The sequence below is a fragment of the uncultured Gilvimarinus sp. genome (assembly GCF_963972205.1).
In the GTDB taxonomy this organism is placed as follows: domain Bacteria; phylum Pseudomonadota; class Gammaproteobacteria; order Pseudomonadales; family Cellvibrionaceae; genus Gilvimarinus; species Gilvimarinus japonicus.
In genome coordinates, this window is sequence record NZ_CAXAUC010000001.1 from 15460 (window position 1) to 38586 (window position 23127).

General features: G+C 53.6%; 18 protein-coding genes. 3 read left to right on the forward strand and 15 right to left on the reverse strand.

Annotated features, from left to right (window positions below):
* Positions 1–129: 129 nt before the first annotated feature.
* The 3 genes from AACY82_RS00075 to AACY82_RS00085 all read right to left on the reverse strand — a co-directional run bounded on the left by AACY82_RS00075 (position 130) and on the right by AACY82_RS00085 (position 4638).
* Positions 130–2118: a S9 family peptidase gene (locus tag AACY82_RS00075; protein WP_339614706.1), complete on the reverse strand. Its 1989-nt coding sequence runs from the start codon at positions 2116–2118 to the stop codon at positions 130–132.
* A 158-nt stretch (positions 2119–2276) separates the two neighbouring features.
* Entirely contained in the window at positions 2277–4028 is a 1752-nt protein-coding gene (locus AACY82_RS00080; protein WP_339614707.1) for an alpha-amylase family glycosyl hydrolase, read from the reverse strand.
* Positions 4029–4086: 58 nt separating this feature from the next.
* The gene (locus AACY82_RS00085; RefSeq protein WP_339614708.1) at positions 4087–4638 is read right to left on the reverse strand and encodes a gluconokinase, GntK/IdnK-type; all 552 of its coding nucleotides are present in this window, start codon (positions 4636–4638) and stop codon (positions 4087–4089) included.
* A gap of 133 nt (positions 4639–4771) precedes the next feature.
* On the opposite strand from AACY82_RS00085, the gene AACY82_RS00090 reads away from it, so the two are divergent.
* Positions 4772–5812 (forward strand): LacI family DNA-binding transcriptional regulator, encoded by a 1041-nt coding sequence (locus tag AACY82_RS00090; RefSeq protein WP_339614709.1) that lies wholly within the window; start codon positions 4772–4774, stop codon positions 5810–5812.
* On the opposite strand, the gene AACY82_RS00095 is transcribed toward AACY82_RS00090, so the two are convergent.
* The 6 genes from AACY82_RS00095 to pdsR form a co-directional block, all read right to left on the reverse strand.
* Positions 5809–8169, reverse strand: coding sequence for an amylo-alpha-1,6-glucosidase (locus AACY82_RS00095; protein ID WP_339614710.1), 2361 nt, complete (start codon positions 8167–8169; stop codon positions 5809–5811). The genes AACY82_RS00090 and AACY82_RS00095 overlap by 4 nt on opposite strands.
* Positions 8170–8241: 72 nt before the next feature.
* A complete protein-coding gene (locus tag AACY82_RS00100) occupies positions 8242–9876 on the reverse strand; it encodes an MFS transporter (RefSeq protein ID WP_339614711.1) in 1635 nt (544 codons plus the stop codon).
* A gap of 264 nt (positions 9877–10140) precedes the next feature.
* On the reverse strand, positions 10141–10428 hold the full coding sequence (gene maoP / locus AACY82_RS00105) for a DUF413 domain-containing protein (protein WP_339614712.1): 288 nt from the start codon (positions 10426–10428) through the stop codon (positions 10141–10143).
* A gap of 175 nt (positions 10429–10603) precedes the next feature.
* Positions 10604–10870 carry a 30S ribosomal protein S20 gene (gene rpsT, locus AACY82_RS00110; RefSeq protein ID WP_339614714.1) on the reverse strand — a complete coding sequence of 89 codons (267 nt, stop codon included), beginning with the start codon at positions 10868–10870 and terminating at the stop codon, positions 10604–10606.
* A 99-nt stretch (positions 10871–10969) separates the two neighbouring features.
* Positions 10970–13159: an ATP-binding protein gene (locus AACY82_RS00115; protein WP_339614715.1), complete on the reverse strand. Its 2190-nt coding sequence runs from the start codon at positions 13157–13159 to the stop codon at positions 10970–10972.
* 2 nt (positions 13160–13161) lie between these two features.
* Positions 13162–13857, reverse strand: coding sequence for a proteobacterial dedicated sortase system response regulator (pdsR, locus tag AACY82_RS00120; protein WP_339614716.1), 696 nt, complete (start codon positions 13855–13857; stop codon positions 13162–13164).
* A 77-nt stretch (positions 13858–13934) separates the two neighbouring features.
* On the opposite strand from pdsR, the gene AACY82_RS00125 reads away from it, so the two are divergent.
* Both AACY82_RS00125 and AACY82_RS00130 read left to right on the forward strand, forming a co-directional pair.
* Entirely contained in the window at positions 13935–15698 is a 1764-nt protein-coding gene (locus AACY82_RS00125) for a DUF3592 domain-containing protein (protein WP_339614718.1), read from the forward strand.
* Positions 15695–17143 carry a C13 family peptidase gene (locus tag AACY82_RS00130; RefSeq protein WP_339614720.1) on the forward strand — a complete coding sequence of 483 codons (1449 nt, stop codon included), beginning with the start codon at positions 15695–15697 and terminating at the stop codon, positions 17141–17143. Before AACY82_RS00125 ends, AACY82_RS00130 begins: the two co-directional genes overlap by 4 nt.
* A gap of 4 nt (positions 17144–17147) precedes the next feature.
* Here the strand turns inward: AACY82_RS00130 and AACY82_RS00135 are convergent, their stop codons facing one another.
* The 6 genes from AACY82_RS00135 to AACY82_RS00160 are packed head-to-tail and all read right to left on the reverse strand — an operon-like array spanning position 17148 to position 22993.
* Positions 17148–17498, reverse strand: coding sequence for a Na+/H+ antiporter subunit G (locus AACY82_RS00135; protein WP_339614721.1), 351 nt, complete (start codon positions 17496–17498; stop codon positions 17148–17150).
* Positions 17499–17517: 19 nt separating this feature from the next.
* Positions 17518–17787, reverse strand: a complete 270-nt coding sequence (locus tag AACY82_RS00140) for a K+/H+ antiporter subunit F (protein WP_339614723.1) — start codon at positions 17785–17787, stop codon at positions 17518–17520.
* Positions 17772–18287, reverse strand: coding sequence for a Na+/H+ antiporter subunit E (locus AACY82_RS00145; RefSeq protein WP_339614724.1), 516 nt, complete (start codon positions 18285–18287; stop codon positions 17772–17774). Before AACY82_RS00145 ends, AACY82_RS00140 begins: the two co-directional genes overlap by 16 nt.
* Positions 18280–19818, reverse strand: a complete 1539-nt coding sequence (locus AACY82_RS00150; RefSeq protein ID WP_339614726.1) for a monovalent cation/H+ antiporter subunit D — start codon at positions 19816–19818, stop codon at positions 18280–18282. The genes AACY82_RS00145 and AACY82_RS00150 overlap by 8 nt, the downstream gene beginning before the upstream one ends.
* On the reverse strand, positions 19815–20156 hold the full coding sequence (locus AACY82_RS00155) for a Na+/H+ antiporter subunit C (RefSeq protein WP_339614728.1): 342 nt from the start codon (positions 20154–20156) through the stop codon (positions 19815–19817). Before AACY82_RS00155 ends, AACY82_RS00150 begins: the two co-directional genes overlap by 4 nt.
* A complete protein-coding gene (locus tag AACY82_RS00160) occupies positions 20156–22993 on the reverse strand; it encodes a monovalent cation/H+ antiporter subunit A (protein ID WP_339614730.1) in 2838 nt (945 codons plus the stop codon). The genes AACY82_RS00155 and AACY82_RS00160 overlap by 1 nt, the downstream gene beginning before the upstream one ends.
* Positions 22994–23127: the final 134 nt, after the last annotated feature.

Genomic DNA, 23127 nt, shown 5'->3' on the forward strand with positions numbered 1-23127 from the left:
TAGATTGGGGGCTGGTGGGTTTTAGAGCCATGTCTAATGGGCGTAATGCCGGCGATAATGAAAACTGAGGCTTTTAAGGTGCACTTTTTAACTACGTAAGGAGAGTGAACTCGTCACTCTCCTTACGTGTCATTGCGCGTTGATGGGCAGGTGTTTGTTGAGAAAGCGACTTATGGTGTTAAAGGTTGTTACCCGGCTGTCTTCATTTGCAAGAAAGTGACCTTCATTCTCTAATACGATGTAGTCTACCGGTTTGTCTAATGCCTGCAGAGCATCGTACATGCGTTCGCTGTGTTCTGGGGGCACTTGTCTATCGGAGTCGCCGTGTATTAACAGTATCGGGACTTTGATTTTCTCGGCGTGATTAACGGGTGATACATCTTTTAACTGCTCGCCAAGCTCACCGATCTGTTCATCGACAATGTTGTGCGCTGAGCGAAAGTCGCGGTTACCCCGAACCCACTCAAAAACATCGCTGACCCCGGCAAAGCTGATCGCGCATTGGTAAAAATCCGGTGTCTTAACCGTGCCCATTAACGCCGCGTAGCCGCCATAGCTGGCACCTGCGAGGCAAATTTTATCGGGGTCGGTAATGCCATCTTTAATCAATTGTAAGGCGCCGTCCTGGATGTCGTCTTGCATCTCTTGGCCCCACTTTTTTAACCCTGCATTGCGGTGGCTAAAACCTTCGCCAACGGAGCCACGAAAGTTCATTTGTAAAACAGCGTAGCCTTGATTGGCAAAAAATTGCGCCCAGTAATCGAATGCGGCACTGTCCCTAGCCTGCGGCCCGCCATGGGGAAATAGGATGGTTGGGAGTTTTTTGGCTTTTTTGCCCTTGGGTAGAGTCAGCCAGGCTTCAATGCTCAAGCCGTCGCGGGCACTGTAGTGGTAATCTCTCGTGCTGCTCAATACTTCTGGCGGTAAGCTGCGGTAACGGTATTCTAGCGCCGTTAGTTTAGCCGGGTTGCGCTGACCTAAATAGTAAGTGCCTGATTCTTTGGCGCCGGTGGTATAGAGCAAGTAGCGGTTTTTGTCGTCTGTCAGATCGTAAATAAAGTTCTGTGTGTCGGGCATTAGCTTATTGATGCTGTTTTGCAATGCACTCAGTTTATCTGAGAAGTACACAGAGCCCTGATGAGAGGCGGAGTTAACACCAATAACATCGGCGGTGTTCGGGTCGTAAATCAGCGAGCCCATGACATCGTAGGTAGGGTCTGCGTAAACCAGCGTTTTTTCAAGTTTTGGGTCTGTTAAGTTGGTTTTAAAAATCGCAAGGCGGTCTTTGTAAGCGGCGCGTAGGTAAACAATATCAGGGTTTTTAGCAAAGCCGATAACAGAGGTTTGTGCTTTAGAGAAGGGCGTGTACGGCCAAAGTTCACGCCATTGTTTGGTGTTTAAGTCGTAAATTTGGCTGCTAACAACGCCGTCGTTAAAGCGTAGGCCAACACGCACTCGGTGTTGCAGGTCGGTCCCCCAGCCCATAATACTAGGCTCTGAGTTTTGTACGGCGGTGACGCGTTGATTGCGGATGTTGACTTTATAAACCACGTTATAGGGGCCGCCAGAAAAACCGGGCATTGCCATCAATAGGTGATCCGGGTCATCGGGTAAGAGGTCGACGATCTGGTCTTGAGATACGGGTAAAACCCGAAAGTCGTCGAGGAATGTGTGCTTAAACGGACGGGTGACGTCGCCGCTCTCGGTATTAATAATAAGCAGTCGTGTTTCCCGGGTGTCGCCACGCACTTGCCCCCAGCCGGTCCAGGTATCTCGGCGGGAGGGGTAGAAGGTGTGCACTAATAGAGTATTACTGTCTTTCCATTGGACTCTGGAAATAAAATATTTGCTGTTATCCGTAAAGAGGTGAAATTTCTTCTTTTGAGTGTTGAGGTTGGTTACCTGAACCGCAATGCCTTTTTGATCTTTTGCATCTACGCGGACTAAAGCGGCAACCTTCTGGCCATCAGGTGTTAGCGTTAACCCATCGGCATCAGGTAATTGCGCGAAATTCTCAACGCTAAGGCTGGCGGCTGCACTGTAAGCGCTTAACGTGAATGACAGTGCGGCAATCGTGCTAATAAACAGGAGCGACAGGGCTCTTGAGTGTATGGGCATACATCATCCTTGTTTCGTTATTATCATCTAAACTAGCAGAGACTGCTATTGGATGTATTTTTACCAAGCTGACGTTAAAATGCAAGTAAAGAGGTGCCGAGCTCAATCCACGACGGTTATGGTTTAAGCTCGGGTTGGGGTGAGTATTGATGGGTAGTCTATAAGGGCTCGTTGTAGTTGGTCAGCCACAGTGCTTGATAAGGGCTGAGCGTGATTTTTCCGTATAGGTCAGTGATCGGTTGATCACTGATTAAATCGAACCAGGTCTCGGTGCTGATTAGGTTTAAGTCCGATAGGCTAATCTCTTGTGGTTGGTCACTGAGGTTGTAGATGCAAAAAATGCTTTGCGTGCGGCGTATGCTCTGCCGCCAAAAGGCAAAAATCTCAGGGCGTATGTGCAGCGTAAATTGTGTGGCATTGGGATGAAATGCCGGTTGATGTGAACGCAGCCGGATAAGCCGTCGCAGCTCATCAAAGACTCGTTGGCCTGGGCCGCCGGGTTCATCAATACGCGCCTGTAAATCGCTTAAACTCCAGTTGCGTCGATTGATTGAACGGTTGTGGCCGGTGGCTTCGAGTTTGTCTTCGTCATTGGGAGTGGCAAATAGCGTATGAATATAAAACGCGGGAATCCCTTCAACGGCAAGCATGATAGTTTGCGAGCAAATAAGCCGTTCGACTTGCCATTTGTCAGTGCCGTTATACGTGCCTTTAAAGGCATCAAACAGGGCGATGTTGGCCTCGTAGGGTTTCTCGTTGCCCTCGGCGTCGGTTCGGGTTGATATGCGACCGCCAAACGATTCTAGCGTGCCTAGCATTTGTTGCAGCTCACCATCACTGAGTAACCCCTCGGCGGGTCGCAGGCCGATACCGTCGTGGCTGGCGGTAAAGTTTAAATAAGTGCAGCCCACGGGTGAGGGGGGCATACTCATCATCCAGCTTTTTAAGTAGCTGCAATCGCCCGCGAGCAGCGCGTGAATAACCAGTGGCGGCAAACTAAAATTATAAATGATGTGGGCTTCGTTGCTGTTGCCAAAGTAGGTGAGGTTTTCCCGATTGGGTACGTTGGTTTCGCTAATGAGCAGCGCGTGCGCGTTTTTGTACTCGGTAAGCAGGCGTACCAGTTTTACGACATCGTGGGTTTGCGGCAAGTGAATACAGTTGGTGCCCAGCTCCTTCCATAAAAAAGCAACGGCATCCAGCCGAATCCACTGCGCCCCCTCGTCTAAATAGCGGCCGATAATACGTAGATACTCCAGTAGCACTTGCTCGTTGCGAAAGTCCACATCGACTTGGTCGTGACTAAAAGTACACCACACATGTTTAATGCCTTCGGCGGTTTCTGTTTTGCGCAGCAGCGGACTGGTACGTGGGCGTACTACGTTGCTTAAGTCGTAGTTGGGGTCGGCCTCGACAAAGTAGCCCCGGCCTGGGTCTTTACCGTACTGATAATTGCGAAACCACAGGCTCTGGCTGGAAACGTGATTAATCACCAAATCGGCCATCAGTTTAAAGTCGTGGGACAGTGCATTGATATCGTCCCAGTCACCCAGCTCCGGGTCGACCTGGGTGTAGTCGATAACGGCAAAGCCATCGTCCGACGAGTGCGGAAAGAACGGCAGTACATGTACGGCGCTAAACACATTCTGGAGGTTGTCGTGTAAAAAGTTTTGCAGGGTGTCGAGCGGTTTATGGCCCGCTTCACGAACCGAGTTGCCATAGGTAATCAAAAGGCTGTCTTTTTCGGACCAGAGCCGCTCGGGGGCCACCACGTCTTTATTTTGTCGCGGACCAATAGCGTCCAGACAAGCTTTGGTAAGCTCGTCGGTATCCCGGTTGGGGTAGAGGGTTTCGAGCAGTGCGTGTACTTTGCAGTGCAGTTCATCAAGGGAGAGAAAATCGGTTGTCATTGCTGCGGGCCTTTTGCAGTGTGAGCAGGCCTAATGTAACGCAAGTAATATGCCGCTGTCAGTGAGCGTCCAGTGGTTGAGGCCTCTGAGCTATTCGGTCGTCGATTTTCTCGATGCAGTTGGCGATGACCTCCTCGAGCGGCGGCTCGATAGAGATTTTGCTGACCTCGGGCTCGGCCGTGGGTGATTGCATACTGGCTAGTTGGCTATCGAGTAGGCTGGAGGGCATAAAATGGTCTTGCCGACGATTCATACGCTCGGCAATGGTGGATTTTTTGCCCGCAAGGTAGATAAACACTCGGCGAAAGGGCAGTTGGCGTAATTGCTGGCGATGATCACTACGCAAACCTGAAAACGCCAGCGTGCAACTTACCTTGGCGGCGGCGCATTCACGTAAATAGGCACCAATGTTGTGCACCCAGGGGGCGCGTAATGCGTCAGTAAGGGGCGTTCCTTTGGCCATTAATGCTTTAGCCTCATCGCTGTGAAAGTCATCAGCATCGAGATAGCGGTACCCGTAATGTTGCGCGAGCGCTTTGGCGACACAGGATTTACCGGTACCGGAGACCCCCATAACGATGACTAAAACGGGTTGCTCCGTGTATGGCATTAGCGTTCTCACTTAGCTCGGTTTTAGGCGGCGAATATGGGGTTGGCTTAACAATGCTTATGATAGCGCAAACATCTACCACTGTGCTACCATGCGCGATCGAGCGAATGTAAATTTTTATTAGGACAGTGTTATGGTAGGCCGCACGCGCAATACCAAATCAAAACGGGCGACTTTGGCCGATGTGGCGAAGCTTGCTGGTGTTAGTGCGATTACCGTCTCGCGCGTGTTAAATCACCCCGATAAAGTGTCGGATGATTTATGTCACCGCGTGCGCGAGGCGATTGACACTCTTGGCTATATACCTAATCAGTCGGCCAGCTCGCTGGCGTCAGCTCGCTCGCAAGTGATTGGAGTGGCAATCCCGTCGCTGTCCAACGTCGTGTTTAACGATGTTTTACGCGGTATCTATGATGTCGCCGGGGCTGGTGGTTATAAAGTGTTGTTGGTCGATACCCACTACTCGCCCATCGAAGAAGAGAACATGATTCGCACACTGCTCAGTCAGTCGCCCGAGGCAATGATTGTCACCGGTGGCGATCAGACCCGTGCCTGCCAGCGCATGCTCAGCTCGGCGGCGATCCCGGTGGTGCAGATGATGGAAGTTTTAGAGGAGCCGTTGGACATGAATATAGGCTTCTCGCATTTTCAGGCCGGTTTTGAGGTTGCACAAAAACTGATGGCCTGCGGTTATCAACGCATTGGTTTTATCGGCGCGCGCATGGACACCCGGGTGCAGCAGCGGATGGCGGGTTTTAAAGAGGCGCTGCAAACTCAAGATTTGTATCACAGCGAGCTTTTTACCACCACGCCGTCACCGTCATCAATTGCCCTCGGTGGCGAGCTGCTGCGCGGCTTGCTTAGCACCTCTGGTGGTAAGCTGGACGCAGTGTTTTGCTGTAATGATGACTTGGCGTTGGGGGCGTTGTTTGAAAGTCAGCGCATGCACCTGAGCGTCCCGAAAGATATAGCCCTGTGCGGCTTTAACGACTTTGAAACCTCGGCCTTTGTAAACCCGTCACTGTCGAGCGTCCATGTGCCGCGCTATGAGATGGGGGTACAGGCGGCGCAGATGATTTTGAATGTGCTTAAAGGCGTACCTAATAAAGAGACGCAGGTGGACATCGGCTTTGAGATACGGATGCGCCAATCAACCCGGATGGCGAGCGCTTAGCGCTCGTCGCCGATCACTACCTCAAGCTTATAATCTTTACCTGCTTCTAACCCCTCAATACGATTACTCGTTTGCTGAACACCATCGAGCCAAACCTGTAGGCCGGCAACATCATTGGTGCGACGATAATTGACGTGCAATTGTGCACCACGAAACCGGCGGGTTACGTGAGCACTTGGCCAGTCGGCAGGAAGCTGTGGCTCGATTCGTAAACCATTGCCATCGCCCTTTAAGCCAAATAATCCTTCCGCCAGTGAACGGTATACCCAGCTCACCGTGCCGGTATTAAACAGCTGGCTTGAGCGTCCTGCGGTGCGAGGGTACTGGTGGTAGGCGCCGCGATAGTAGTTGGGAATGTAAATGGGCATTTGCCCGCGCTGCTCAAAGTCTTGCATGTCTGGGCCCGGAATCATCTGGCGCAGCAGTTTGTAGGCGCGGTCGGCCTCGCCAATGGTGTAGAGGCTGTAAATATAGAAAATAGCGGCGTGATTGTAGACCGAGCCATTTTCGGCCGAGCCGGGGTGTTTTTGTGTTACCCGGCCCACGTCTTCGCGCATGGCGGTGAAGGCGGGGGCGAGCATAGCGACGCCGTAGGGGGTTTCCAGTTGTGCCTCCACGGCTTTGATCATTTTTGCGCGCTGCTCATCTGTGCAGGTGCCAGCGAGTATGGCCCAGCTTTGCGGGTTGAGGAATATACGCCCCTCTTTGTCTTTGCTGATGCCGAACGTGACATTGTCATCGGTGATGCCGCGGCCATACCAATCGCCGTCCCACAGGTGTTTGTTTACCGACGCGTTGATCTCATCGGCCCCCGCGCGAAAATCTTGTGGGGTGTTAATGGCGTTTTGCTCGTAGATATCCGCCCACAGGTTAAGGGCGTAAGCGGTGGCAACGCTTAACCAGCCGGACACCCCTTTGCCTTTGTAGCCCACCATGTTCATTGGGTCACACCAGTCGCCCTGAGCGATGTAGGACAAGCCACGTTCATCGCGCGAGTTTAGCAGCCAGCTCATGGCGGCGCTGATACGCTCGGCAACGGTCAGGTTTTTGCCGTCTGAGCCGCTCACAGTTTCTCTAAGCAGGGCAAAGTCGCCGGTCTCATCTAAGTAGGCCTTTAGGCATACGGGCAGCCACACGCAGTGGTCGGTGTGCGGCACCTGGTTAATGTATTTAAGCTCTGCGTCTTCGTGCAGCAGTATCCCGTCGGGCATGGCGCCGGAGGCTTCCTGCTGGCTTAGGGCATGTACAAACGCGTGGCGGGCAACGGCCGGCTTAATATAGCTCATACCCATGTTGTCTTGCAGGTAGTTGCGGGTTTGCGGATCGGTACTTAGGCGGTTGACATCGCCGTGGTAAAACACTTGGCGGGCAAGCCAGTGGTTAACAAAATTATTCAGCCCGTCGTCGGGTGTTTCAATTTGCAGCACGCCGCTGCCCGAGGCTATGTAGTCGGCATATTCTTCGCGCGCTCTGGCAAAGCCTTGCTCAGATAGATAGCGCTCGCGAATGTGTTTTATTTCGGCATCGTCTAACGCTGGCCCAAAGGCAAACCGAAAAGTCTCTTGTGCATCGCAGGCTATGTTAAGGCGATACTGCAGTGCTGCCAGTGGCGTTTCATAGCGGGCGTCATCGCAGGCGAGTTGCTCGTGTTGCAGTGCGTCAGGGTTGTGCAGCCCGCCTTCGCCTTCAAAGGCTTCGCGTTGAACCTGCCAGGCAGCCGGGTCGCGCTCGTGCAAAAAATAGGTCTTATCTTTAAAGTGCTGGTTTTTAAAATAGTCGGGGTATTTTTGATACGGGGTGACACAGCTTGCGACAATGGCCCCTAACTCTTTGCGGTATTCTGCGCTTTGGTTCATCCAGCTCATATAGCCAGGCGTAAAATAGGGGTAGAGGCTAATGTTGCGTGATCGTCCGCTAAGGTTTTTAACGGAGACTTCCCACAGCTCCACCACATCGTCTACTGGCAGGGAAAGGCGCAGATTGATTTCTAAATCGCTGCATTTTACCGTCCAACGGATATCACTTTTGCCGGGGGAGAAGCAGAACTCGCTGTCGCGGTGGCGCACCGGCTCGTAGGGGGCAGAAAAGATTTCGCCGGTGTTCTCGTCTTTTACGTAAAAAAAACGACCGGGGTGATGGGCGTAGTATGGCTGCTCTGGTTGCATAAAGGTCTTTGCTTCCAGATTGGGAGCGTAGGCGTATTTAGCCGGCTCCGGTTGCATAAACTGCGCGACGGCAAAACCGCGACAGTTCATCTGGATCATCATTTGTCGGTTCCACAAAAAACCGGCGGCGCGAGGCATTAAAACGGGGCTGGTCAGATGGTAGGACGAACCGTCAGTGGCAGGAAAAAGCATAGGGACCTCGTGAAAAAAGAGCGCCCATTAACTGCGGCGCTCAAGCGTAAGAGATTTATGGAAACTTGATGGCTACTCGGTGGTGTACTTTCGCTCACTCAGCTCCTTTTGAATCTTGGCCAGTTTGTCACCGGTCAAATCATAAAAAAGTAGCGCGATAATGGCGATAAACGCAAAGGCGCCTGGGGCTAACGTTTGCATATACACGATTCCCTCTAGGGATGCGTCGCTTTGCACCTGATTGGCCTCGTAGCCCAGCATCGCTAGTACTGAAAGCATAATTGCGGAGCCCGCTGCGCTGCCTAGTTTTTGTGAAAAAGTGGTGGCAGAGAATGTCATGCCCGTAGCACGGCGGCCGGTTTTCCATTCATTGTAATCGGCCACGTCGGCATACATTGCCCAGGTTATTGGGGCTTTGGGCCCTAGCGCCAAGCTAATTAAAATGCTGAGCGCAAACATTAATAGGATTTCACCGGGGATTTCTGCGCTGTCTAAGACTGAACCATCCGCGCGGGTTTTTATGACACTGATGGTTTCGTTCTGCAGCCCTGCAAGCTCTAAAGTTGCAGAGTTATCGTCGAGGGCAACCCGATCTTTAATAATCCAAAAGACCTTTTGGTAGCGAGTCCAGGCATAAGTATCGCCGGGTTGATGAGCTTCGCCTAATAAATCCTGGGCTTTAAGGCTAGTGCGTTCGGCGTCATTAACGTCGACCACGCCCAACGCATCTGGCTTGGGTACAAAGGAGAACGCAAAGCACAGTACACTGACAATCGCCATCAGTATCATTAGGAGTTTTACTTTTTCAACATAGCGCGTCAGGGTCGATGCTGACATGGCACCAATCATAAGCCCTAACACTTGTAAGCCGATAAACGCACCGAGCAAATCGGGGCGCTCGACAAAGTATTTAAAGTAATAGGTGGCGGAGCTACCGCGCAGGGTAAAGGTGGTCATAATTACCATGGCGAGTATAAAAATAATGATCCATGGTTTGCAGACCAGCAGGTTTTTTAGATCCTCTAGCGGCTTGGACTTTTGTTCGGGCGGCGGCGTAATACGCTCTTTGGTGGTAGCAAACGTAATCACAAATAAAATAGAGGCTATGACGGCATAAATGCTCATGGTAATTTGCCAGCCAATGGGGCTGTAACGATCGCCACCGCCAAAATACTCGGCTAAATCGGGGGTCGCGGCGCCGACAATAATACCGGTGAAGTAAGCAAAGAAAAAACGAGTGCTGTTAAGGGTGTTGCGCTCCTGCGGATCGGCCGTTAAAACGGCAGAGAGGGAGTTATAGGGCATGTTGAGGACGGTGTAGGTCAGCATCAAAATCATATAGGTGGCATACGCCCATATAAGTTTGCCGCTTTCATCTAAGTCGGGCGTGGTCATGGTAAGCAGACCGGCGCCCATCATGGGTAAGGTGCCAAACAGTAGGTAGGGCCGGAATTTGCCCCAGCGTGTGTTGGTTTTGTCCGCAATAGCGCCCATTGCTGGGTCGGTAAAGGCGTCGACAATTTTGGTGACAGTCACCATGGTGGCGGCCGCCGCCGCCGATATGCCAAATATATCGGTATAAAAAAAGATTAAGTAGGACCCAATAATAGCCCAGTAAAAGTTAAAGCCAGCGTCGCCCAAGCCGTAGCCAATCCGCTCGCGCCAGCTTAATTTTGCCAATCTATCGTTGGGTGTTTGCTGTAACACTGTCTGCCCTCGCAATTATTATTTGTAGGCTTGCTGCTATGCCCGGCCTTTTTATCGTTCAGCCCGGCGCGAATTTGACGCACAGGCCAACCCTTTAAGGGAGTGGTTTGTGGCGTAGCAATCAGATGGTAGCGCTATCATATTGTGATTTGCGACAAAAATCTACCGGTGGTGCGCAAAGAAGCGTTAGGTGGTCAGTGTTGCGGGGTGTTTGCCTGACGCAAACCGGTGTCAGGCAAACGGTTGAATTGGAGGGGGGAGGGCTTAAGCGCTGCGCTTGAGGCGGCGGTTGGGTTTTTGCTCGGCCAGCAGCGCCTCGTACTTGAGCCAGGCTTGCTCTACCGGGTTAGTGGGGGTGCTTTTTTGGGTGATGATTTTAACCGTGCGCATATCGCTTAGGCTCGGGTTAAGCACGTCATCGTTAAGCAGCGCCGTAATAAGAGAGCCGTGCTTTTTAATCAGGCGCGACTGAGCGCTGGTCAGTGCCTCGGGGTTTTGCAAGTCACGGTGCCCCTGAAACGGTTGCTTAAGGTAATGTTCTCTTGGCAGCATGGCGTTAATCCTGTGTTGTTTACCTGCACAGAGTTATACGTTAGCTTTTTGATGGTTGTGTGCCAGTTTTTTGAAAGATTTGTGACAGCGGGGCGGGATGGCTGTTGCAGTGTGGAGCGGCAGGCACAAAAAAGCCGGCATAAAGCCGGCTTTTTATGCTTGAGCGCTAACTAGCTTAGGCGGCCAAGGCTTTGATTTTGCTGTTCAGGCGGCTCTTGTGACGAGCGGCTTTATTCTTGTGAATAATGCCTTTATCAGCAATGCGATCCAGAACGGGTACCGCTGCTGCGAAAGCCGCTTTAGCTTGTTCTGCGTCACCTGCTTCGATGGCTGCGTCTACTTTTTTCAAGTAGGTGCGCGCCATGGAGCGCAGGCCGGCGTTGTGCTTGCGAGCTTTTTCGTTCTGGCGTGCACGTTTTTTGGCTTGGGGTGAATTTGCCACCGTGTTGCTCCTATAATTACTGTGTATCTGAAATGATTACGAATCTGAAAGACGCGGCATTTTACCTATTTTCGACCGCATGTCAATAGCTATGATGGGCTAGCCGAGAGTCTCTGGCCGTTTGGCAAACATTCCCGGATTTTGTGCGGGGAACTCCACCGAAAAACAAACCCCGTTGGCGATGTTTTCTGCCTGAGCGCGGCCCTGGTGGCTGCGCGCGATTAGCTCGACAATATACAGCCCTAAGCCCAAATGTACTCGGTGTTCGGTGTCTTTGTTGCCCGTTGTGCCACTGCGCCAAGATGTTAGTGAATTAAACAGCTGGCCCTCAAGAGCGGGCGGTAATGCCGGCCCAGTATTGCTCACGCTGAGGCGGTAACTGGCCTCCAGCTCGTCATCCTGACACAGTTCAAGGCGTAATTCGATGACTGCGTCCGGCGGGCTAAAATCTGTGGCGTTATCGACCAGTTTATCGAGCAGCTGCACCAATAGTTCAGGTGCCGCTATGGTGCGATAGGCATCGGCACTGGTTTGGGCAATAGTGCTGTTAAATTGGTGGGAGGGGTAGGCACTGCGATAAGCCTCGGTCATGTCAATAACCAGTTGCGCCAGATCAATAGCCTCCGGCTCACTGGCTTGAATGCTGGCCTCTACCCGGTCGGCTTCGCTCATAGCGGTGATGATGGCGCTTAGGCGCTCGCTGCCCAGCCTGGCCCGCTGTAGGTAAATCGCTAGGGGCTCATCGGCGCCCGTGGTGTTGCTGATGTTATCCAGCGATGAACGAACAATGGCCAGCGGCGTGCGCAACTCGTGCGAGAGCTTGCCGGTCAGACTTTTTAGGTAATTGGTATGACCGTGTACTTGGGTGAGCAGCTCGCGATACTGACCGGCCAAGTCGGCCAGCTCGTCGTTTAGCCGATAGCGTGGCCAGCGCTCTAAAACGTCATCGAGTGGTTGGCCTTGCGCGCTGTTGGCCGCGCGCGAAAGCGTGCGAATACGCGCCGAAAGCCAGCTGGCGTAACCAATTAGCACCAGCATTAGCAGCGCACCACTGACCGCGCTAACCCACGCCAGGCGGCCGAGTGTGGTGCGGCCTAGCCCTTGCCAGGGTTGCAAGCGCTGCTCGATGATGACAGCACCCGCCAATTGCGACTCTACCGCGCCCGCGCTGGGCCACCCGAGGTACAGGGGGACGGCGACGCTGGCAATGTCGTCGTCCTCGGCGCGGTACCAGCGGCTATCGCTGTGACCGGCTATCGCCAGGCTCGCGGGCGGCTGCGTTCGCCGGCCATTGTGGCTCGGCTGCCATGGCTTTAGCGTTTGGCGATTGCCTGCAAAGTCCAGCAGCCATTGTAATACCCGGTTTCGCTGTGGGCTTAGGGACTCTAGTTGACCGGCCTGAGCCATTTTCCAGCCTTGCCGGTCGGCGACTTGTAAGCGCACTCCGGGGCGGGCAAATACCTTTAAAGCGTTGCCCAGCGGCGCGCTTTGTTGAATAAGCCGGCCTTCTGTGCCGGGTAGCACCCCGGCATCGGGGCCACCGGCAAGCTCGGCCCAGTGCCCGGCGCTTCCTGCGGCGCTAATACTGGTGCCGCTTTTGCTGATGGCCGATATGGCAAAGTGGGGTTCTGCCATATCGAGCGGCATGCGCAGCTCTATTTGGTAACCGCCGGTGGTTTCACGCCAAAAGCCGCGAATACGATAGTCCGGCCTAATGTGACCGTGGGCGTCTCGGTACACCGCCTGTATGCGCCCGGGCGCATTGGCCCGAATGGCGTAGTAGCGGCTGCCTCTACCGGTTTGTTGGTTGGCAAGAATAAGGTGATCCCCGCTGGCGAGATTGTCGCTGCCAGGTTGGTGATAGTGGCGTTCAGGGTCTTTAACCTGGGCGAGTAAAAACAGGTTGTCATTATGGATGCCGGTAGTAAGAGTAAGCGCAGGGTCGGATTGCCCTTGGGGGGCGCGTTCGCTTGCGCCGGAAAACAGCCGAGGAGTGTGTTTGTAAGCACGCCAGTCCTCGGCGTAGCCATCCACCATGGGCGGTGATGCAAGCGAGTGGGCGTAAATCTCGTGCTCGGCATCGAGGGTGGCGCGGTTGCTGAGTCGGGCGGTATCGAGCAGTGTCGTATCGGCGCCAAGCCTTGCCGCTACGGCCAGAGCTGTGGCGTTCAGGGCGCGAATTTGCCCCTCGCGCAATAGGCGGTCAAACACTTGCAGGTATTGCCCTAGCGCCCAAGGCAGTACCAGGGCAATTAGGCTAACCAGTGCCAGCTGGCGGCGTAGTTTCATGTCTATGGCGCTTCACGCCAGCGGTATCCCATGCCGTAGGCGGTTTGGATGCGGTCAAAGTCGCTGTCGTATTGGCTAAACTTGCGCCGGATGCGCTTAATATGTGAGGTGATGGTGTTGTCATCCAGCACCACGTTGGCGGCATCCATTAATTGTTGGCGGTTTTTAACGTGGCCCGGGTGCTGTGCCAGCGAGTGTAAGATCCAAAATTCGGTTACGGTTAAATCCACGGGTTGCTCTCGCCAGTGCACGCTCATGCGTGAGGTGTTAATGCGCAGCTCGCCACGGGTTAAGGTGTCGTCGGCGCGGGCCGGTTGGCGCAGAGCATCGACTCGTCTAAACAGGGCGTTAATACGCGCGAGCATATGGGCTTGGCCAATATCTTTGGTGAGGTAATCATCGGCGCCGAGGCGCAGCCCAGAAATCACATCAAACTCATCACTGCGAGCGGTTAAAAAAACGATGGGCAGCTCGGGCGCGCGGCTGCGCAACTCCCGGCACAGTTCAAAGCCGCCTTCTACGTCGTCGCCTAGGCCGACATCGATAATGGCCAAGTTAGGTAGTACCTGGCTAAAGGCGGCGGTGGCACTGGGGCGATCTAAGTAGTGGTTAACCCGATAGCCAAGCCGGGTTAGAGCGTCGCGGTAGTTGTCGGCGATGGCCTGTTCGTCTTCTACAATGGCGATAGTACGGGCCATAGGTTTCTCAGTATTAAAGAATATTGATCAAAGATGGTATCTTAAAAAGATAATAGAATACAAAAAAGGAAGCGGATATGGCTCACGGGGAAACCTACATTCAAGCGGGCACTAGAGCCTCAACCGGAATGTGGACTCGTTTTAAAAAACGCTGGGTAGGGCTGCTGTTTGGATTGCCCTTCGCGGGTGTGGGTATTGGAATGTTGCTGTTTGGAGTGATGCCACAGTTTATGGATTGGCAGCACATGAAGCACTGGCAAGCGGTGCCGGCGCAAGTGACTCAGGCCGAGTTAAAAGTCAGCCACGGCGATGAATCAACCAGCTACAAGGCGACGGCGCGTTATCACTATCAGTTTCAGGGGGCACGCTATAGCGGCTGGCGAGTGGCTATTCACGACTCGTACGATAACGTCGGTGATTTTAATTACGACCTTGGCCGCCGGTTGGAGCGCGCCGCTGAAAATAGCACCGCAGTAACCGCCTATGTTAACCCAAATAACCCAGCAGAGGCGGTGCTAAACCGCGACCTTCGGCTGGAGATGATCGGTTTTAAAATGGTTTTTGTGGTGCTGTTTGGCGGGGTGGGTGTTGGCATAATCGCCTACCTTTTACTCGCCCCTCTGGATGAGATAGAGGAGGTTGTCGAGAGCGACAAGCCTTGGCTAACCCGGCGCAGCTGGGCAAGCTCTACTATCAAGAGCAACGGTAAACTCACGATGATATTTGCCTGGTGTTTTGCCGGCTTTTGGAATGTCATTGCGATACCAACGGGCATTAACTGTATTTACGAGTTTATCAAGGGCAACAAACTGGCGCTGATCGGGCTGCTTTTTCCGCTGGTGGGGGCAGGGCTGCTGTATTGGGCGATTAAAGAGACGGCCAAGTGGCGCCGCTTTGGCCCCGCGCCGCTCACCTTAGAACCATACCCCGGCGCTATTGGCGGTCAGGTGGGCGGCACGTTGGAGGTGACTTTGCCCTATCAAGCCGACAACCGCTTTGCCGTGACCTTGCAGTGCTTGCACAGTTACTATTCGGGCTCGGGCAAAAATCGCGAGCGACACGAGTCGATGGTGTGGCAGAGTGAGGGGCTTGCCCAAACCGCGCGCACTGCCTATGGCACGCGAGTACAGTGGTTGTTTGAGGTAGAAGACGGGCTGCCGGTATCGGAGCCGCCGGGCAAACGTTATCACCTGTGGCGGGTGAATATTAAGTGTGAGCTGGCGGGCGCAGATTTTGATCGCAACTATGAGATTCCGGTCTTTGCCACGGGCGAGAAGTCTCGACAATTGGCGCAGGTAAGTGCGAGCAATCAACACCCCGAGGTGGCGCAAAAGCGCGAGCAATTACTGGAGAGTTTGTTTGATATTCGCCAAGTGCCGGGCGGTGTGGTGTTGCACTACCCAGCTTTTAGTAGCCCTAGTAGTAAAATGGTTTTGATCGTTATGGGCGCGATATTTTCGGGGGTAGGGCTGCTGGTTGATGCCGATGGATTTCCCGCGTGGATTTTTGCCGTTATTGGCCTGCCTATGTTTTTTGGGGGCCTCTATGCATTACTGTCGAGCTTAGATGTGCGCATCGACCGCACCGAGCTGGTTACCCGTCGCCGTCTTCTGGGGGTGGGGCTGGGTAATAAGCACACCCCTCGCAGCGAGATCACTAAATTGTTTATCGATGAAAGCTACTCATCCCGCACGGGCAACCAGCACACCACTTACTACAAAATAAAAGCCGAGTTGCGCAGTGGTGGCTGCAAAACCATTAGCCACAGCTTACCTGGCCGCGAGCTCGCTCAAGAGGCGTTAAAATCCCTTAGTCTGTTAACCGGAGTACCCGACGCATGAACCAAAGCATTGCCTTGCCTTTATTGTTGTTGTGGGTTGCGTTAAGTGCCGGCTGCACATCGGCCGACACCGGCGAACAACCGCTGACGCTACCGGACGGCTCACGTTATAGCGGCGCTATGAATGATGGCTTGCTTAGCGGCGAAGGTCGCTTAGAGTGGCCTAACGGCGATGTCTACGAGGGGGAGTTTCTGCAAGGTTTACTGCATGGCACTGGTACCATGACGCTTAACACCGGTGATGTTTATAGCGGCGAGTTTAGCCGAGGCGAATTTACCGGGGTAGGTGATTATATCGGTAGCGATGGTACTCTTTACCATGGTGATTTTAGCAATTACGAGTTTACCGGTGAAGGCGAACTGACCACCCCTGAGGGTGATATTTATCGCGGCGATTTTAGCTCTGGTCTGCTAACTGGAATGGGCACTTTTACCGGTGCAGACGGCAGCCAATACGCGGGTGAATTTGTCGATAACGTGTACGAGGGCTATGGCGTATGGGAAAACGACAAATGGCGCTATACCGGTGAGTTTGCGGCGGGCTACTTTGACGGTTTTGGCGAGCGGGTCGATGTAAATAACAACGAGGTATTGGAGTCTGGCCAGTGGGAATATGGTCGTTTTACGGGGGAGTCGGAGTCGGCGGATGAGCGTCGCGCACGTCAGCTAAAGGTCGAGAAAGCCCTGTTTGATCAGCCTGCGGTGTTGCAAAAAGCGTTGGATGCGCTCGCGCTGCAAAACCCAGAGTCGATTGATCTGTACCCGGTAATTGTCGCCGGCGATGGCACCCAAGATGTGTTTACTCTGGAGGCAAAAACAGTGCAAACATTATTGGATACGGAGTTTGCTAGCCAAGGGCGTTCGCTGCTAATGGGGAATCATCCCGATACTTTCGGCGCAGCGCCATTGGCGACAAATCTATCGTTGCCTCTAGCGTTGCAGTCGGTAAGTCAAAAGCTGGATCCTCAGCAGGATATTTTATTGTTATACCTGAGCAGTCATGGGTCGAGTGATCATGAGTTTTATCTGGCCGCACCGGGGCACGATTTCTTGGGGCTGGCAGCCGAGGATCTAGCCAACACCATTAACGATTTAGCGGTAAAGTGGAAGGTAATTATTATCTCGGCGTGTTATTCCGGCGGCTTTATCGAATCGCTTAAAGCGCCAGAGCATTTGGTGATTACCGCCGCGCGGGACGACCGCACCAGCTTTGGTTGTGGCGACAGTGATACCATGACTTATTTTGGGCGGGCGTATTTTGAACAAGCGCTACCCACAGCGGACAGCTTTGAGTCTGCCTACACGCGAGCGCGCGAGTTAATTACCCAGTGGGAGAGCGAAGAGGAGTTTACCCACTCAGAACCGCAGATGTACGCCGGTGAGGCAATTGTCGAGTACCTGCCGCAGTGGTGGCGTCTCCGTAAAAGACAAGCTCCCGGCGAATGACCGATTACTGATCGCTAGTGTCATCAACCGGCCAGGGAGTATTTTTGGTGCGCTCTTCACAAGGCAGCTGCATATGCAGCGCGGCTTTGCCTACAATATGCGCACTTACTGGGGCGGTAATAAATAAAAACAGTGCAATGAGCAGTTCGTGTAGGCTGAGCCCATCGCCCTGATTTGAGAAAAAAATAATCGAGCCAATGATCATTCCACCCACGCCAAGGGTCGTGGCTTTGGTGGGGCCGTGCAAGCGCAAGAAAAAATCTTGCAAACGCGCCAAACCAATCGAACCTACTAGCGCAAATCCGGCGCCGGCAAACAGTAATACACTGATTAGAATTTCCAATGCCATACTCATAGTCTATTCCTTCTCAGCCTTATTCAATGATATCGCCGCGCAATAAATATTTTGACAGCGCGACTGTGCCGACAAAACCCATAACCGCCACCAATAAGGCCGCCTCAAAGTAGAGGTTGTTGCGCTCGTACATACCAAACAATACCAGCAGGGCGATAGAGTTAATATACATCGTGTCGAGCGCTAAAATGCGATCGGGCAATGATGGCCCGAGGCACAGGCGCCAAAGGTTGAGCGCCAGCGCCAAGGCCACCATAAACAGTGTGATTTGAATTACGGAGTCGAGCATTCAAAGATCTCCTTCAGGGGTGCTTCGTAGCGGCGCTTGATCTCGGCGATGGCGGCATCTACGTCAGTGACGTGCAGGCTGTGTACCAGCAAATAACCTTCTTCCATTTGCAGGTCGACTGTTACCGTACCCGGCGTGAGCGAGATGGTATTGGCTAGCAAGGTAATGGTGAAGTCTTGCTTTAGCTCAAGCGGGATTTTCATAAACGCTGGCTGCAACTTTTCGCGCGAGCTAAGGATCAGTACGGCCACTTGCATATTGGCGATAATAATGTCCCACAGCACCAGAAAAATAAAACGCATGGCGAGCAGCGGTGACGATAACACCATCGATTGTGGCCAAAACGATTGGGTTAAAAACGGAATGCCCCAGGCCAGCAGCGCGCCCAATAACCATTGGCCCGGGCTGATGCTGTTGGCCATAAGCAGCCAGAGCACCAGCATAAACACGCTGAGCAGTTTGTGGGGAAACAGCGCTTTTTTATGAGCGGTATCAGTCATGCTGAGCTCCCGGTGCATGGGCACGGCTTACAGGTTCATGGCTTAGCACTGCATCAATGTACAATGCCGGGGTCATGGTTTGCTTCGCCAGTGCTTGGGTGAAACGTACCACCGGATCACCGGCCAAGCTTAAGAATAACGCTAAGCTCAGCATGCAAATTACGGCAAGCAGGGCGCCGCGATCGGCTTTGTCAGCTTTGGCTACGCGGTTTTCGGTACGCCAGAAAATAGTGCTGCCACTGCGGCTCAGCGCGGTAATCATGACAAAGCTTGCCAGTAGTAATATTGCCCACAGCCAAAATGTTTGCTGCTCGCTTTCGGCGGCGCTCAACATCATTAACTTACCAATAAAACCCGAAAGTGGCGGCATGCCGATAATGGCCGCCGAGGCAATAAAAAATAAACCGCCAAGTTTTACCGCTTGGCGTACCGCAGGGCCGGTAATAATGCGGTCGGCGGTGGCGCCACGCTGGCGTACGATGAGATCGGCAAGCAAAAACAGCGCCCCGCAAATCCATGTGGAATGCACCAGATAATACAGAGTCGCGCTTAGCGCTGCGGTGTTATTAAGGGCAATACCCGCTAGCAGAGTACCCACCGAGACGATCACTAAGTAGGCAATTTGCAGCCGCAACTCGCGGGCGGCGAGCGCGCCGGTGGCGCCCAGCGCCAAGGTCACCAACGCCAGCGGCCAGAGAAACGGCTGGGCAATATTGGCCAGCGCCCCGGCCTCGGCACCAAAGATAAGCGTATAGACCCGGATGATGGCGTACAGACCAATTTTGGTCATGATGCAAAACATCGCCGCCACAGGCGCTGATGCTGAAGCGTAGGCGCGCGGCAGCCAAAAATACATGGGCACCATGGCCGCTTTAAGGCCAAACACGACGAGCAGTAATAACGCCCCGGCGGTTAATAATGGCGCTTGTGCCGGTGTGGCATTGGCAACTTTAACGGCCATGTCGGCCATGTTGAGCGTACCGGTCACGCTGTACAAAATCGCGGCGGCCAACAAAAACAAACTGGAGCCGGCTAAGTTAAGCAGCACATAGTGCAGCCCCGATTTAATCCGCGCGGCGCCGCCGCCGTGCAAGAGCAGCGTATAAGAGGCGATGAGCAGCACTTCAAAAAACACAAACAAGTTAAATAAATCGCCGGTTAAAAATGCTCCGTTGACGCCCATTAATAAAAAATGCACCACACTGTGAAGACTATCGGCGGGCTTGTCGTTATCGCGCACGGCGTACCAAAGGCTAAAAAATGCCAGCACGGCGGCGGTAAATACCATTAAAGCGCTGAGCCTATCGACCACCAACACAATACCAAACGGCGGTGCCCAATTGCCTAGCGCGTAGACGGTGATGTCGCCGCCTACGGTGCCGAGGATCAGTGCGGTGGCAACGGCGAGCTGCGCGACAATACTTAAAAAGCTAATACTGCGCTGAATCACTAGCGGTCGGCCGGTGCCAAGCAGCAATAAAATGCCGGTAAGCAGCGGTATTAAAACGGGGGCAATGGCCAAATGATTCACGAGTTTACATCCTCCACACTGATGCGGCCGTCAACGTGGTCGTTGCCAAGCTCGGCGCGCGCGCGCAGGGCCAGAACCAAGACAAACGCGGTCATGGCAAAGCTAATGACAATGGCGGTTAATACCAGTGCTTGGGGAAGCGGGTCGGCGTACTGCTCGCCAATACCAATAATGGTACTGCTGTCGGGGTTAAGTCGGCCCGAGACAAAAATAAACAAATTGACGCCGTAGGTCAGCAGCGTTAAGCCGAGAATAATCGGAAAGGTGCGCCCGCGTAGCAACAGATAAACCCCGCAGCTGGTGAGCACCGCAATGACGGCGGCGATTAAAATTTCCACTAGTCCTCTCCTTTGATCAGATCTTTGCTGCTGTAGGGCTTGCTGGTAGCAGGGCGCGGCGAGTGGCTGCTTTGGGCTAACTTACCCAGATGCGCAAGAATGAGCATGGTGGCACCTACCACTGTGGTGTACACGCCAATATCAAAGGCCATGGCCGAGGCAATTTCGACCTCGCCGATGAACGGAATCGCAAAGTGACCAAAAGCGGAGGTTAAAAACGGGTAGCCGAAAAACCAACTGCCGATACCGGTAAGTGCCGCGATTAGCACACCAGATACCGCTACGCGGCGGTAACGCCAGCGCAAGCGCTCCTGCATCCAGCCGGTGCCAGAGGCGACGTATTGCAAAATTAGCGCGACACTGGTGACCAGCCCCGCGATAAATCCGCCCCCCGGCGCATTGTGACCGCGCAAAAAGATAAACACGGAAACTAACAGCGCCAGCGGTAACAGAATACGCGCCATCACGGCCAAAATAGGCGGGTGAGGCTCTTTATCCCAGCGCCGGCCTTCACCGTCGGCTTGCGGTAGGGGCAGGTGCAAACCGTTTAACATGGCGTAAATACCGACGGCGGCAATGGCCAATACGGTGATTTCGCCCAGCGTATCAAAGCCCCGGAAGTCAACCAGAATAACGTTGACAACATTGGCGCCGCCCCCGCCACTGACACTGTTGGCGAGGTAGTAGTCGGCGATGGATGTAAACGGTTGGGTAAGCATGGCGAGGGTAATTAAGCCCATGCCGAGTCCCGCCGCGCCAGCTAGTAGTACATCGCGGCTAACGCGCTTGCCGCCCGACTCGTTGGGCGTAAGCTGGGGCAAAAAGTACAGTGCCAGCATCAGCAAGACGATGGTGACAACTTCGACCGATAACTGGGTTAACGCCAAATCGGGGGCTGAGTAGCGAACAAAAATAAGCGAGACAATGAGCCCCACCACACTTAATAGCAGCAAAGCGGCGATGCGGTTGTGGTGTAGCAGTACCGTACCGAAGGCGCCGATAATTAAGATGACCGCACAGAGCAAGCTAACCGGCTCGATGTCGCTGATCGCGATAGGTCCCAGCAGTTGCGGCATACCCCACAGGGCGTAACCGATCGCCGCTACTGCGGTGGTGATCAGCAATGCCATGTAGCGTTGCAGCGAGTTGTTCTGGATAAAATCGGTAAAGCGCTGAGCGACCCGCACCGAAAACTGCACCCGTGACTCAAACACGGCTTTCTCATCGTGGCGGTATTTGCGCTCGTAAAAGGCAAATAAGCCCGTGCGCTGACTGTACATAATAATACCACCGGCCATGGCGACAAAGCTCATGACCAGCGGCAGGTTAATACCGTGCCAAATAGCAATGTGGTACTCGGGCATCTGTTCGCCCAGCACCGCGAGGCTAGCGGCCTCTAAAAAGGGTGCCACGGTTAGATTGGGAACAATACCAACCAATAAACATAGGCCCACCAGAACCTCCACCGGTACGATCATATAGCGCGGTGGCTCGTGGGGCGGAAATTTGGGTAAGTCGATGGGCTCGCCGTTGAAGAACACGTCGTGAATAAAGCGCACCGAATAGGCCACCGAGAAAATCCCGGCAAGCGTCGCCAGCAGCGGGAAAATCCAGCTGAACATGCCCATGGACTCTAGGTGCAGCGCCTCGGAAAAGAACATCTCTTTACTTAAAAAGCCATTGAGCAGCGGTACGCCGGCCATGGCCAGTGCCGCAACCATCGCCAGTAGCGCGGTGTGCGGCATGTACTTCCACATACCGTTAATTTTGCGCATATCCCGGGTGCCGGTTTCGTGGTCGATAATACCGGCGGCCATAAACAGCGAGGCTTTAAAGGTGGCGTGGTTGATGATGTGAAAAATACCCGCCGCTACCGCGAGGGGCGTCCCAAAGCCAAACAGCATGGTGATCAGCCCTAGATGGCTGATGGTGGAATAGGCCAGCAGACCTTTTAAATCGTGTTTAAAGAGCGCGTTGTAGGCGCCAAATAGCATGGTCGCCATGCCGGTAAAGGTAACGATGTAAAACCACCAGTCGGTACCGGCTAGGGCGGGATACATTCGCGCTAACAAAAAGACCCCGGCTTTGACCATGGTGGCCGAGTGCAAATACGCGGACACCGGGGTGGGGGCGCTCATGGCGTGGGGCAGCCAAAACTGAAACGGAAACTGGGCCGATTTGGTAAACGCGCCCAATAGCACCAAAATTAAGATAACGGGATAGCTGGAGTGAGCGCGAATCTCATCGCCGGCGGCAAAAATAGCCCCCAACTCAAAACTGCCGACAATGCGCTCGATTAACAGCGCGCCGGCGATCAAGCACAGGCCACCGGCGCCGGTGACCGCCAGAGCCATGCGGGCACCTTTGCGCGCGTCGGATTGGCTCGACCAGTAGCCGATGAGCAAAAAGGAGACGAGGCTGGTGATCTCCCAAAACACAATCAGCAGCATTAGGTTGTCGGACATGACGATGCCCAGCATCGCCATCATAAACAGTTGCAGCAAGGCGTAGAGTTTGGCCAGTGAGTCGCGCTGGGCCAGGTAGTAGCGGGCGTAGAGCGTGACCAATAGGCCGATGCCTACGATCAGCAGGCCAAACATTAAGCTTAAGCCATCAAGGCGCAGGTTAAGGTTGAGCCCCAGCGAGGGGAGCCAGCTTATCTGACTGTAAAGCACCTCGCCGTTAAAAATGGTGGGGGCGCTGCCGATCAGTAGCCCTAAAGCAATTAGGGGGCCGAGCGCGGCAGAGTAGGCGCAAAAGGTGCGCCCCATACGCTCGGTCATAAAGGGCACGGCGGCGCCAATCATGGGCAGCAGAATAATGATTAACAATGTCATGGTGTGAGAACACCCCAGTTGCTTGGCGCGCGCGGTTGCGGCACCCGTATTAAATAATAATTAGATGACAGTGTGGGGTAGACACGCAGGAGGATCTAAGTAGTAGGGTTGGTAGCGTCTGCCCTGACGGCTAT